This is a genomic window from Tautonia marina (assembly GCF_009177065.1).
GTDB classification, from domain to species: domain Bacteria; phylum Planctomycetota; class Planctomycetia; order Isosphaerales; family Isosphaeraceae; genus Tautonia; species Tautonia marina.
Window position 1 is genome coordinate 96,146 of record NZ_WEZF01000015.1, and the last position, 12,936, is coordinate 109,081.

Consider the following 12,936-nt stretch of genomic DNA (forward strand, 5'->3'; position numbering starts at 1 on the left):
CGAGCAGCTTGCAGGGGGCATGCTTCGGACGTTCAGGTGGTTGTGAAGCCCTCGAACGTGTAGTGGAACAGGGAGATGTCCTTATGGTAGGCCTGGGCGACGATCTGTTTCATGTCCTCGGTGTAGACGTCTCGATAGTCGTGGGCTCGTGACGAGGGGTTCAAGTGGGCCAGCGGCTCGCCGGTGCCGATTCGGGCCCGGATGGTCTCGTAATCGTCGGCGATCGTCTCGAACCGGCCGATGAAGTCGACCCGGGGGGTATCGCCCTGGATCCGGAGGAAGCGGTACTGCGGGATCAGGTGCGTGTAACTGGATTCGAGGTCGACGCGGGGCAGCCACTCATGGACGAAGGTGGGGAAGTCGGCCACCCGGGCCAGGTGCTGTTCGGCCCACTGCCGATCGGCCTGGTTGCGTCCCCCGGCCTTGAGGTAGGAAAAGGCGCTGTAGAGCCGGTCCCAGGGATTGCGGACGAAGGTGAATTTGAAGGCGGCGTTCAGTTCCTCGGCGCTGTAGATCAGGCTGTATTGCCGCAAGGTCATGTGCCAGCCTCCCTCGCAGCCGAACAGGCTTTTGACAATGGAGGTTCCGGCGGCCTTGGGAATATGCACGAAGATGGCGTGATGGCGGTCGAGGGGTTCCAGGCCGACGCCGTTCTGGCCTTGCTGGCGAAGCGAGCATCGCTTGCGGTACTGGGTTGGTGACGAGAGTTTCGAGAGGGATCGTCGGAGGTCGTGCGGCAAGGCCCAGTAGGCGGAACTCAGGAGTTGGGTCATCGAGCGTTCTCGGCCGGAGGGAATCAAGCAGCCTGTCGAGGAGGAGAGGAGCGTGTCGTCGATGGCGAGGGAGCGCCGAGACGTATCGTACGGAGGCGATTACGGTTGGCGCGACCGGGTGTGACCGGGAAGGGGGAGCGGCTCAGCGAGGTTGGCCGCTCTGCGACCGTCGGCGCACCGATCGAGCCATGTCGGCCAGATCGCGGAGGACGGGGATGCGGTCGAAGAATTTTGCGGACGCGATGTCGCTGCGAGAGCTGCGCTGCACGCCGAGTTCGGGCACGGCGATCAGGGTGGTCACGTCGGGATTCTGGCGGCGGAAGGTGTTGAACCCGCCGTCGATCTGCATGGGGCCGCCTTCGGGGTGGCCGGGGGGCCGCTGCCGGATCTGATCGAGACACTCGGCGAGTCGAGCGATGGTCTCGCGATTGATCCCGTAGAAGTGGGTTTGATCGATCCGCCCGCGCCAGGGGATGAACGTGGCGCCCTCGGCGGGCTCGGGTTCGGTGGGGGATTCGAAGAGTTTGTGACCCAGGTAGACGAGTTCAAACGGGGTGGATCGGAACCGATCGACCACGAGCGATTGATCGCGGAGAAACCGCGAGGTGAACGACAGGTCGTCCTCGATCACGAGCAGGTTGGCGAGGCGATCGTCTCGGGCCTGGGAAAGCAGCGTGAGGTGGCTGAGGAAACAGCCTCGGGCCCCGATACTGGGGAAGCCGCCGGCGTCGTCGGGACGGATGGCGTCGAAGAATTCCACCCGACCCGGTTGCAGCGGCATTCCGGCGTGTTGGAGTTGCTTGACCATGTCTCGCCGTCGGTCCGTTCGAGACGGGAGACTGACGATGAGGATCCGTTCAAACAGGTCGGCAAGTGACATGGGGGCGGTTCGGCTCCTCGATGGGCGGGGCCGCGTCGAAAGGGTCCGACGGCAGGCACCGTCGGACCCTCGCAGGCGGGGGTCAGATCCGCTTCTTTTCGAGCTGCATGTTCAAGCCTAGGCCGCGGATCTCGTTGGTGAGCACGTCGAAGCTGGCGGGGGTGCCGGCTTCGAGGGTGTTCTCGCCCTTGACCATTGATTCGTAAATCTTGGTCCGGCCTTCGACGTCGTCGGACTTGACGGTCAAGAGCTCCTGGAGGATGTAGGCGGCGCCGTAGGCTTCCAGGGCCCAGACTTCCATCTCGCCGAAGCGCTGGCCGCCGAAGCGGGCCTTACCACCGAGCGGCTGCTGGGTGATGAGGCTGTAGGGGCCGGTGGCTCGGGCGTGGATCTTGTCGTCGACGAGGTGGTGGAGCTTGAGCATGTACAGATAGCCGACGGTGACGCGCTGGTCGAACGCCTCGCCGGTACGGCCGTCGTAGAGAATGGCCTTGCCGTTCTCGGGCAGGCCGGCATCGAGCAGGCACTGCCGGATGGTCGATTCGTCGGCGCCGTCGAAGACGGGGCAGACGGCCTGGAAACCGAGCTTGCTGGCGGCCCAGCCGAGGTGGGTTTCCAGAATCTGACCGACGTTCATACGGCTGGGAACGCCGAGCGGGTTGAGCAGGATGTCGACCGCCGTGCCGTCGGCCAGGAAGGGCATGTCCTCGACCGGGAGGATCTTGGCGATGACGCCCTTGTTGCCGTGACGGCCGGCCATCTTGTCGCCGACGGAGATGACCCGCTTGGTGGCGACGTAGACCTTGACCATCTGGAGGACGCCGGACGGCAGCTCGTCGCCGCGCTTCATGCTATTGAGCTTGCGTTCCTTTTCGTCGCGGAGGGCCTCGATCTTCGGCTGGTGGAGGCGGAAGATCTTGCGGACTTCGCGGGCGACGTCGGGGCTGCGGAGGTCGAGCTTCTCGATGTTCAGCCGCTGGCTTTCCTCATCGAGCTTGATGGGGTCTTTTTCGCGGCCGAGGGGTTTGCCGGTCTCGGGGTCGGGGATCGGGCCGCCGATGGCCTCTTCCATGGCCGAGATCATGGCCTTGTATTCGTCGGCGATCCGCTGACCCTCGATCGTCTCGACGTCTTTCAGCTCTTTCTCGAAGGCCTTGCGCTCGTCTTCGGAAAGGCTCATCCGGCGGCTGAACCGCTGGGTGCTGATGACAATGCCTTCGACGCCCGAGGGGACGTCGAGCGAGTCGTTCTTCACGTCTTCGCCGGCGCGGCCGAAGATGGCGTGGAGGAGTTTTTCCTCGGGGGTCAGTTCGCTCTTGGACTTCGGCGCGACCTTGCCGACGAGGATGTCGCCCGGCTTGACGTAGGTGCCGATCCGGACGATGCCGTTGTCGTCGAGGTTGCGGAGGGCCTTCTCGGAGACGTTCGGGATGTCTCGGGTGAACTCCTCGCGGCCGAGCTTCGTCTCGCGGATCTCGATCTCGAACTCCTCGATATGGATCGACGTGTAGACGTCGTCCTTCACGAGACGTTCGGAGATGATGATCGCGTCTTCGAAGTTGTAGCCATCCCAGGACATGAAGCCGACGAGGACGTTGCGGCCCAGGGCCAGCTCGCCGAGGTACGTGGCGGCGCCGTCGGCCAGAACGGTGCCGGGCTTGACCTTCTGGCCGACCTCGACGATCGGCTTCTGGTTCAGGCAGGTTCGTTCGTTGAGGCCGACGTACTTGCGGAGCTTGTAGACGTGGGTGTCGTCGATGACGACCTTGGTGGCGTCGACGAAGGTGACGGTCCCTTCCTGCTCGGCCTTGATGAGCATGCCAGAGTTCTGGGCGACGGCGTGTTCGAGGCCGGTGGCGACGATCGGCGGCTCGGCGACGAGCAAGGGGACGGCCTGCCGCTGCATGTTCGAGCCCATGAGGGCCCGGTTGGCATCGTCGTGTTCGAGGAACGGGATGAGGCCGGCCGAGACGCCGACCATCTGCTTCGGGCTGATGTCGACGTACTGGACCGTCTCGGGCTTGACCACGACGAAGTCGCCCTGGAAGCGAGAGATGACGTTGCCTTCGAGGCGGCCCTCGGCGTCGGTTCCGGCGTCGGACGGGGCGATGTAGACTTCCGACTCCTCGTCGGCCCGCATCAGGACGACGTCCTTGGTGCGTCGGCCGTCGTCGATCTTCAGGTAGGGGCTGACGAGGAAGCCGTACTCATCGACGCCGCCGAAGATGCCGAGCGAGCTGATCAGGCCGATGTTCGTGCCTTCAGGGGTCTCGATCGGGCAGATCCGGCCGTAGTGCGAGATGTGAACGTCTCGAACCTCGAAGCCGGCCCGCTTGCGGTTCAGGCCGCCGGGGCCGAGGGCCGAAAGGCGGCGTTCGTGGGTGAGCTGGGCCAGGGGGTTGGTCTGGTCGACGACCTGCGACAGCTCGCCCCGGCCGAAGAAGTACTCAATGGCCGCGCTGATCGACTTCGGGTTGATCAAGGAGCGAGGGGTCATGTCCTCAGCATCCTTGAGGTTCATGCGTTCCTGGACCGTGCGGCGGAGCTTGAGGAACCCCTTGCGCAGCTCGTCGGAGGCAAGTTCGTCGATGGTCCGAAGGCGGCGGTTGCCGAGGTGGTCGATGTCGTCGACGTGCCCCTTGCCCTTGCGGAGGTTGAGGATGTAGCGGATCGAGTTCAGGTAGTCGGCCGCGTCGAGGATCATCCGATCCTCGGGGACGTCCTGGTTGAACTTGCGGTTGATCCGGAAGCGGCCGACCTTGCCGAGGCGGTAGCGGTTGGTGTCGAAGAACTTCTCGTTGAACAGCTCTCGGGCCTTTTCGAGCTGCGGCGGGTTGCCCGGCCGGAGCCGCTGATAGATGCGCAGAAGGGCCGACTCGTGGTCGGTGGTCGGGTCTTCCTGGAGCGACTGGAGGATGAGCGGGTCGCGGGCGTCCTTGAGGACCTCAATGTCGCCAAGCTCGTTGTCGACGAGGATCTGGGCGAGAGCCTTGGAGATGGTCGAGCCGCTATCGGCGAGGACCTCACCGGTGGTCGGATCGACGATGTCACCGCAGGCGATCCGGCCTTCAAGGGCCTGGGCGGCGGTCTTGTCGGTGGTCGAGATCGTTTCGGATTCGTAGAAGGCCGAGAGGATGGCCTCGTCGGACGAGAAGCGGGGGTCCATGGCCCGCAGGAGGGTCATGGCCGAGAACTTGCCGGACTGGTCGATCCGGACGCCGAGGGTGTCTTTCTTGGTGACCTGAAGCTCGATCCAGCTCCCGCGCTCGGGGATGATGCGGCAGGCGTGCAGGCGCTTCTCGCTGGCCTCGATCTCGACGACGAAGTCGACGCCGGGAGAGCGGTGCAGCTGGCTGACCACGACGCGCTCGGCGCCGTTGATGATGAACTCGCCGCCGCCGATCATGATCGGCATGTCGCCGAGGTAGACCGACTCCTCGACGGCGGTTTCCCCCTTGTTCAGACGGAGCCAGACGTGCAGGGGGCGGCCGAAGGTCAGGCGGAGCTGTCGGCACTCGTCGGGGTCGTAGCGGGGCTTGCCGAGGTCGTAGCGGATGTATTCGAGCTTGAGCTGCTTGTCGTAGCTTTCGATGGGGAAGATTTCACGGAAGACGCCTTCGAGGCCCGAGTCGGTTCGCTTGTCGGCGGCAGTGTCGGCCTGGAGGAAGCGGGCGTAGCTGACCGTCTGGATCTGGGTCAGATCGGGGATGGGGTATTCGTCCTCGATCCGGCCGAAATTCTTGGGAGGCAGTGGGGTGATCCGCTGGGCACTGCTGGCGTAGGGCATCGGGTCGCGCTCCTCGAGGGGAGATGAAGGGCGGGCGCGGTCGCGGGCGACTCGGCGTCGGGTCGGCCGTTCCGGGCTCGGTCGGGGCCGCGGTCACGCAGAAGGCGTTGGCGAGCTCGGCGGGCCCTGGGTCCGGGCCTTTGGGGCGGGGACACGGGCGAGTTTCGGCTCGGGAAAAGGGGCCTGAGGGAGTCGACATCCTGGCGGCTCCGGAGCGAGGTCCCGGCGCGCCGGCCGGCCCCGGTCGGTCGGAGCGACGCCCGGAGTTGCCGGAAGGGCGTCGCCCGGTCGGACCGGGGCGGGTCAGGAGAGACAGAGGGTTTGAACCTGGGGTGGGCTTGCCGATCGGGCCTCGATGGGAAGGCGTTCGGGGCGACGATCGGCCGCCGAGGGAGGCGACGGGCCCCGGGGGTGCCGGGGCCGGCGTCGGCCGGGGTCACTTGATGCTGACGGTGCCGCCAGCGTCTTCGAGTTCCTTCTTGAGCTTCTCGGCGTCTTCCTTGGAGATGCCGGTCTTGATCGGCTTCGGGGCGCCGTCGACCAGTTCCTTGGCTTCCTTGAGGCCCAGGGCGGTGGCGGCGCGGACGACCTTGATGACCTGGATCTTCTGGGCGCCGGCGTTTTCCAGGACGACGTCGAACTCGGTCTTCTCGGCGGCGGCGGGGCCGGCCTCGGCGGCGGCGGCCGGGGCGGCGGCGACGGCCGCAGCGGCGGCCTTGATGCCGTGGACCTCTTCGAGGTAGTCACCCAGGGCCTTGGCTTCAAGGACGGTCAGCTTGACGATCTCTTCGCCGAGGTTCTTGATGTTGTCGGCGAATTCGCGGGCGGGGGCATCGGCAGTGGCCATCGTTCGGCGATCCTTTCGTTCGGAGCGATCCGGTTGGTGCCTGGCTCGGCGGGTCTCGTCGCCGGTCGGGCGGGATCGGTCGGAATTCAGATGAGATGAAGGAGGGTGGAGCTGGGCGGTCGGTTCGCCTGGCTCCGGTCAACGCAACGAATCAGGTCGGAAGCGACGGCGGGGGGCCGTCGAGGGGATGGATCGAGGTCAGCCTTCGGCAGGGGCTTCGGCGTCGGCCGGGGCATCGCCCGAACCTTCGGCGTCGGCGATGGCCTTGAGCTGTCCGGCGAGGCCGGCGGCCGGGGCATTGGCCAGGCTGACGACGCGCTGAACGGGGGCGAGGGCGAGGGCCACGGCCCGTCCGATCAGTTCTTCGCGGCTCGGCAGCTTGGTAATGTCGGCGACCTGGTCGGGCGAGATGATCACGCCGTCGACGGCACCGCCCTTGATCTTCGGCTTCTCGAGTTTCTTGACCTGGGCCGAGATCTCCTTGGCCAGTTCGGCGACCCCTTCCCCGCCCCAGGCGGCCACGCTGGGGCCGCTGAGGTACTGGCGAAGGCCGCCGAGGCCGAGCTCGTCGAAGATTCGACCGGCCAGGGTGTTCTTGAGCACCTTGATGCGGATCGACTTCTTGCGAAGGTCGTTCCGGAGCTGGGTTTCGCTGATGGCGTCCAGGCCGCCGAGGTCCAGCAGCAGGACCGATCGCGTCCCGTCAAGGTCGCGACGGAGCTGGTCCATCATCAGCTCTTTGACGTACTTGCTCATCGCTTTGGTCGTCGGCCGGGGGCCGCCTCCTGGTGGGTGCCGGCTCGGGTTATGCGACGACCCGGATACCCGGGCTCATCGTGGCCGAGATGGTGACCGACCGGATGTACTGGCCCTTGGCGGCGGCCGGTTTGAGAGTCTTCAGGTGGGTCAGGAACGCCTGGATGTTTTCGATCAGCCGCTGATCGTCGAAGCTCAGCTTGCCGACCGGAGCGGCCACGTTACCGCCCTTGTCGTTGCGAAACTCGATCTTCCCGGCCTTGAACTCGCGGACGGCCGAGGCAATGTCGGTCGTCACGGTGCCGGAGCGGGGCGAGGGCATCATGCCCCGGGGGCCGAGCACGCGGCCCAGCGGGCCGACGATTCCCATGACGTCGGGCGTGGCCAGAGCCACGTCGAAGTCCATGACCCCGTTCTTGATCTGCTGGGCCAGGTCGTCGGCTCCGACGATGTCGGCGCCGGCTTCCCGGGCTTTCTCGGCGTTGTCACCCTGGGCGAAAACGGCCACCCGCACGCTCTTGCCAATGCCGTGAGGCAAGGCGACCGAGCCGCGGACGTTCTGGTCGCTTTGGCGGGGGTCGATCCCCAGGTTGGTCGAGACCTCGACCGACTGGTCGAACTTCGTGGTGCCGAACGTCTTCAGCGCCTGGACGGCCTCTTCCAGCGAGATCGGCCCCGAGGGGGTTTGCTGCAAGAGGGCGCGGAAGCGCTTCGAATGCTTGGGCACTGTCGCTCTCCGTAAGGTTCGGAAAAGCTGCCGCCCCACGGTCGTCATCGGTCCGGTGGACGGACGACGCCGGGACACCCGTGGCCCTCCGAGGGCCGTCTCCGGCGGGCGGTCGCGCCGGAAGCGGGTGGGCCGAGCACTCCATCGGGCAAGTGGTCGGCCGGTGGTTCCTTCGCACGATCAGGCCGGCCTGGGGGCCGTTTGCCTTGAGGGCCGATGCCACGGGTTGCGGGACTCGGCGGCGGGAGGTTCCGTGTTCGAGGGAGGAGGATCGATCAGTCCTTGACCTCGACCCCCATGCTGCGGGCCGTGCCGGCAATGAGCCGCATGGCATGGTCGATGTCTCGGGCGTTCATGTCTTGGAACTTCGTCTCGGCGATCTTCCGGACCTGATCGGCAGAGACGCTGCCGACCTTGGTCTTGTGGGGCTCGGCCGAGCCGGAGGCGATGCCGGCAGCCTGCTTGAGCAGGACGGCGGCGGGTGGACTCTTGGTGATGAAGTCGAAGGATCGGTCGTTGTAAACGGTGATCTCGACGGGGATGGTGGTCCCCTTCATCTCCTTGGTGCGGTCGTTGAACTGGGTGACGAATTGCCCGATGTTCACGCCGTGCTGACCGAGGGCCGGGCCGACTGGGGGGGCCGGGGTGGCCTGCCCACCGGGGCATTGGAGCTTGATTTTCGCTGTGACTGTCTTCGCCATCGCTCTCTCCGGGGCAGTAGGCAGTAGACGGTAGGCGGTAGGCAGGGAAGAAAAGGGACGGGGGATCCCAGATCGGCGGCATAAGTCTTCACTGCCTACTGCCTACTGCCGGCTGCCTACTCCCAAACACTCAGACTCGTTCGACTTGCCAGTATTCCAGGTCCACGGGGGTGGGCCGGTTGAAGATGATGAGCATCACCTTGACCAGGCCGCGGGCCTCGATGACCTCCTCGACCGTTCCCTCGAAGTTTTCGAAGGGGCCCTCCTTGATCTTCACGCGGTCGCCGCGTTCGAGGTCGATCTTGGGAATGGCCTTGGTTTCGCCGGGTTCCTCGGGCTTGAGGATCTTGTCGATCTCGGTCTGGCTCATCGGCGTCGGGGTGCCGTGGGCGCCGACGAAGTCGCCGACGCCGGGAGTCTCCCGGACCACGAACCAGGTTTTCTCGTTGAGCTCCATGTGGACCATGATGTAGCCCGGGTAGCTCTTGCGCTCGACGGTGCGTTTCTTGTTGTTGCGGATCTCGGTGACTTTTTCCTTCGGAACGACGATCTGACCGAAGTAGTGTCCGAGGTCCTGAATCTTGACCCGGCGTTCGAGGGCATCACGGATCGTGTCTTCGCGGCCGCTCTGAACCTTCAGGACGTACCAGACCAGTTCGGGAGGCGGTTCGTCATCGTCGTCACCACCCTCGTACGGTGCCTCGTCCTCCACGGCATGGCTTTCAACCACAGCGGAGGCAGGTTGTTCGTCGGGCTGGTCCGCTTCGGCTTCAGGAAAGACCTCGTCGGTGGCCTCGGAAGCGTCGGACGGTTCGGGAGTCTCACCGGTCGGGGTGCCGCCGTCGGGCGCGGACTCCTCGACTTCGAAGAGGTTCGATGGGCCGACGACCGACCCGGACTCCGGATCGGTCGGCTCCGACGGCGGGCCTGACTCGGGCTCGAGAGGCGGCTCGTCGTATTCGTCGGGCGTCGTACTCATCCGGCAGTCGGGGGTGGGAGTTCGGTTCGGAGCGAGTGGAGCAAGCCATCAGGGCAAGAGGTCGAGCGGCGCGTCGGCCTCTCGGGGGACAACGTCAACCGGCCGAGCCGATCGCCTGGCCGGTTCCGGCCGAGACATCGAGCACGCCGATCTGGTTGAGCAAAATCATCCAGACGTTGTCGATCGCGAACAGGTAGAAGGAGATGACCAGCACCGTCACCAGGACGACGCCGGTGGCCCGCTTCAGATCGCTTCGGCTGATCCAGGAAACCTTGTTCATCTCCGCCTGGGTGGCGATGAGGAAGTCGGCGAACGGCGGGTAGTGGACCAACCGGAAGCTCAGCCAGGCAAACGCCGCGGCCAGGACGCCACAAATGCCGAACTGAACGTAGATCTCGGTGCCGTCGAGGGTCACAAATAGTCGCGTGACGCCAATGAGCAGGATGGCGGCCATGGCGATGCCGGTCCAGAGCCGGGCATGCCAGCCCTGCATCGGCTTGTAGAGCGCGGAACTCAACAGGGTGGCGACAAACTGGTTCTTGCCACTGCGACGGGCTGCCTTGTCCGCGGGCTTCGACGCGCGGGACTCGGTTGCATCATCCTTCACCTTGCCCATTCGCCCGACCCTCCCAAGGACGCCATCACGCCGCTCATGAATTGACTGCAGTCAGACCGATTCTGTGGTGTTCGCAACGGTGTACTTCTCCTCCGGCATGGTGACGGGCCTGTGACCCAATCCGGCCACCGACTCATCAACTCGCCCCATGAACCCCATCGGATGAGACTCCGAGAAGGTCCGGGCCTGTCCGGAGGAAAAGAACGATACGAAGCACGAGCGGAGGGAATCGAACCCCCAACCCCCGGTTTTGGAGACCGGTGCTCTACCAGTTGAGCTACGCTCGTACGAAACGCCGGGGCGAGGGGTCAGATCGTCCCGGGGAGGTCCTGGTCCAGCGGGGCAAACCCACTGTCCCTGATCCATCGGACATCCCGGCCGACGCGGATCGCCTGGAAGGGCGAGGCGTCGGCCGGGATGATGGAGTTCGTCAAGGGATCGCGGAACCCGAAGGTTCTGCGTTCGAAGGGCGTCACTCGATGATCTTGGTGACGACACCGGCACCGACGGTCTTGCCACCTTCGCGGATGGCGAAGCGGAGGTTTTCCTCCATGGCGATCGGTGCGATCAGCTCGACGGTCATCTTGATGTTGTCGCCCGGCATGCACATTTCGGCCTCGCTGCCGTCCTCGGACAGCAGGTTGACGATGGTGCCGGTGACGTCGGTGGTCCGGAAGTAGAACTGCGGCCGGTAGTTCTTGAAGAACGGGGTGTGACGGCCACCTTCGTCCTTCGAGAGCACGTAGACCTCAGCCTCGAACTTCGTGTGCGGGGTGATCGAGCCGGGCTTGCAGATGACCTGGCCGCGTTCGAGCTGTTCCTTCTCGATGCCTCGCACGAGCAAGCCGACGTTGTCGCCGGCCCGGCCTTCGTCGAGGGTCTTCTGGAACATCTCGACGCCGGTGACGGTCGTGTCCATGTTGGCGCCGAAGCCAATGATCTGGACCTTGTCACCGACCTTGACGATGCCGCGGTCGATCTTGCCGGTGCCGACGGTGCCACGTCCCTTGATGGAGAAGACGTCTTCGACGGGCATCAGGAACGGCTTGTCGACGTCTCGAACCGGCTCGGGGATGTAGCTGTCCATCGCCGCGACCAGCTCGAGGATCGGCTTGGCGGCGGTATCGTCGGACGGGTTGTCGTACGCCGGCTTGGCCGATCCGCGAATGATCGGGATCTCATCGCCGGGGAACTTGTAGTGGGTCAGAAGGTCGCGCAGCTCGAACTCGACGAGTTCCAGCAGTTCCTCGTCGTCGACCAGGTCGACCTTGTTGAGGAAGACGACCAGAGCGGGCACGCCGACCTGACGAGCGAGCAGGATGTGCTCACGGGTCTGAGGCATCGGGCCGTCGGCGGCGGAGACCACCAGAATCGCGCCGTCCATCTGGGCGGCACCGGTGATCATGTTCTTGATGTAGTCGGCGTGGCCCGGGCAGTCGATGTGGGCGTAGTGCCGGGTTTCGCTCTCGTACTCGACGTGAGAAACGGCAATGGTGACCGTCTTGCTGGCGTCGCGGACGGTGCCACCCTTGGCGATGTCGGCATAGGACTTAGACTGCGCACCACCACGGGCGCCGAGGACAGCCAAGAGGGCGGCCGTCAACGTGGTCTTGCCGTGGTCAATGTGCCCAATGGTGCCGACGTTGACGTGCGGCTTCGTGCGAACAAAGGTTTCCTTGGCCATCGGTGCTTCCCGTCGTCTCCTGGTTCTGGAAAGCGAGGTGGGGGGTATCAGCCCGTCGCCCCGCGAGGTCCGGCGGTGGTCGGCCGCGTCCCGAACCGGGGTCGGGTTCCGCCGGGCGTCGGACGGCGCGGTCCTAAAAGGATCGATTCGCCGACCAAACGGACGGGAACCGATCCGGGTCATCACGCTTCGTACAGGGAAAGCTGCCGGTGGGATTCGAACCCACGACCTCGTCCTTACCAAGGACGCGCTCTACCGACTGAGCCACGGCAGCAAGAAGGTGTCTTGACGGGAGTCCTCTCGCGTCAAGGCGTTCGGAGTGAGTGTCTCGTGAGCAAACCTCGTCTTCGATCGGTTCGATCGTGGTTCGGGGTCAAGGACCAAGGGGGAAGTCTTCGCCACCGTTCTCGCAGAATCAATGGTCGATTCGAAGGGGTGGGTCAGCGTCTCGGGGGCTGATTCCACTCGGGCTGAGGCTCTGGCGGTGGCTGGCAAATTGGGAGAGCGGGTGATGGGAATCGAACCCACACCGCCTGCTTGGAAGGCAGGGGCTCTACCATTGAGCTACACCCGCATTGGTGCCAGGAGGCGCTGGAGCGTCAGCAAATCGAATCGAGCAGGCAACTGCGGTGGTGGGGCGAATCCTCCTTCGATCAATCCTGTTCGGCAATTCGTCCGAGGGTTGAAACTCTGGCCACGCAGGCGGGCTTGATTGAGCCTCAAACGTCGGAGTGGGTGGTGCAGGATTCGAACCTGCGAAGGCTGTGCCACCAGATTTACAGTCTGGCCCCTTTGACCGCTAGGGTAACCACCCGTGTCTTCCTGTCACCCTCTGCACACGGTGCGAGTGTTCCAGGGTTTCAACCGTCACCGAATCGCCGCGACGTGATCCGACAGAGCTGGCGGTGAGACTCGAACTCACAACCTACGGTTTACAAGACCGTTGCTCTGCCAGTTGAGCTACGCCAGCGAAATTCCGGGCAGCGGAAAAGTCAGAATTTACCGTGACTTCAGGTCGATTGCAAGCGGTTTTCTCCGTCAAATCGTTGGAATCGTTCGGCGGAGCGGCGAAACGCCCTTGGAATCACGATGAACGTCATGGTAACGCGCTCGAGCCGGGGGGGGCAAGGGGACCGCACGTTCTTTTGCGGTCGAGCCTGGGTGAGGGGTCAGACACGGGACCTCA

The 12,936-nt window shown here is 64.8% G+C and carries 11 protein-coding genes and 5 tRNA genes; all 16 read right to left on the reverse strand.

Features of this window, described 5'->3' with window-relative positions; all coding sequences use genetic code 11:
• Nucleotides 1-32: 32 nt before the first annotated feature.
• The 16 genes from GA615_RS18140 to GA615_RS18210 all read right to left on the reverse strand — a co-directional run bounded on the left by GA615_RS18140 (nucleotide 33) and on the right by GA615_RS18210 (nucleotide 12,720).
• Nucleotides 33-773: a sulfotransferase family 2 domain-containing protein gene (locus GA615_RS18140; RefSeq protein ID WP_152052732.1), complete on the reverse strand. Its 741-nt coding sequence runs from the start codon at nucleotides 771-773 to the stop codon at nucleotides 33-35.
• A gap of 142 nt (nucleotides 774-915) precedes the next feature.
• Entirely contained in the window at nucleotides 916-1,653 is a 738-nt protein-coding gene (locus tag GA615_RS18145; RefSeq protein WP_152052733.1) for a glycosyltransferase family 25 protein, read from the reverse strand.
• A gap of 82 nt (nucleotides 1,654-1,735) precedes the next feature.
• Complete coding sequence (gene rpoB / locus GA615_RS18150) at nucleotides 1,736-5,440, reverse strand: DNA-directed RNA polymerase subunit beta (protein WP_152052734.1); 3,705 nt, start codon at nucleotides 5,438-5,440, stop codon at nucleotides 1,736-1,738.
• Between the two features lie 436 nt (nucleotides 5,441-5,876).
• The gene (gene rplL / locus GA615_RS18155) at nucleotides 5,877-6,287 is read right to left on the reverse strand and encodes a 50S ribosomal protein L7/L12 (RefSeq protein WP_152052735.1); all 411 of its coding nucleotides are present in this window, start codon (nucleotides 6,285-6,287) and stop codon (nucleotides 5,877-5,879) included.
• 198 nt (nucleotides 6,288-6,485) lie between these two features.
• On the reverse strand, nucleotides 6,486-7,043 hold the full coding sequence (gene rplJ, locus GA615_RS18160) for a 50S ribosomal protein L10 (RefSeq protein WP_152052736.1): 558 nt from the start codon (nucleotides 7,041-7,043) through the stop codon (nucleotides 6,486-6,488).
• A gap of 49 nt (nucleotides 7,044-7,092) precedes the next feature.
• Nucleotides 7,093-7,770 (reverse strand): 50S ribosomal protein L1, encoded by a 678-nt coding sequence (gene rplA / locus GA615_RS18165; protein WP_152052737.1) that lies wholly within the window; start codon nucleotides 7,768-7,770, stop codon nucleotides 7,093-7,095.
• Nucleotides 7,771-8,045: 275 nt separating this feature from the next.
• Entirely contained in the window at nucleotides 8,046-8,471 is a 426-nt protein-coding gene (gene rplK, locus GA615_RS18170) for a 50S ribosomal protein L11 (protein WP_152052738.1), read from the reverse strand.
• Nucleotides 8,472-8,601: 130 nt separating this feature from the next.
• Nucleotides 8,602-9,450, reverse strand: a complete 849-nt coding sequence (gene nusG, locus GA615_RS18175; protein ID WP_152052739.1) for a transcription termination/antitermination protein NusG — start codon at nucleotides 9,448-9,450, stop codon at nucleotides 8,602-8,604.
• A 94-nt stretch (nucleotides 9,451-9,544) separates the two neighbouring features.
• Nucleotides 9,545-10,066, reverse strand: a complete 522-nt coding sequence (gene secE / locus GA615_RS18180) for a preprotein translocase subunit SecE (RefSeq protein WP_152052740.1) — start codon at nucleotides 10,064-10,066, stop codon at nucleotides 9,545-9,547.
• 214 nt (nucleotides 10,067-10,280) lie between these two features.
• A tRNA-Trp gene (locus GA615_RS18185) sits at nucleotides 10,281-10,353 on the reverse strand.
• Between the two features lie 21 nt (nucleotides 10,354-10,374).
• Complete coding sequence (locus GA615_RS27570; RefSeq protein ID WP_161602410.1) at nucleotides 10,375-10,542, reverse strand: hypothetical protein; 168 nt, start codon at nucleotides 10,540-10,542, stop codon at nucleotides 10,375-10,377.
• Entirely contained in the window at nucleotides 10,539-11,750 is a 1,212-nt protein-coding gene (gene tuf / locus GA615_RS18190) for an elongation factor Tu (RefSeq protein ID WP_152052741.1), read from the reverse strand. Before tuf ends, GA615_RS27570 begins: the two co-directional genes overlap by 4 nt.
• A gap of 201 nt (nucleotides 11,751-11,951) precedes the next feature.
• Nucleotides 11,952-12,024: transfer RNA gene (locus GA615_RS18195), tRNA-Thr, on the reverse strand.
• Between the two features lie 229 nt (nucleotides 12,025-12,253).
• Nucleotides 12,254-12,324: transfer RNA gene (locus GA615_RS18200), tRNA-Gly, on the reverse strand.
• Nucleotides 12,325-12,482: 158 nt separating this feature from the next.
• Nucleotides 12,483-12,564 (reverse strand) — tRNA-Tyr (locus GA615_RS18205).
• 83 nt (nucleotides 12,565-12,647) lie between these two features.
• Nucleotides 12,648-12,720: transfer RNA gene (locus GA615_RS18210), tRNA-Thr, on the reverse strand.
• Nucleotides 12,721-12,936 lie beyond the last annotated feature (216 nt).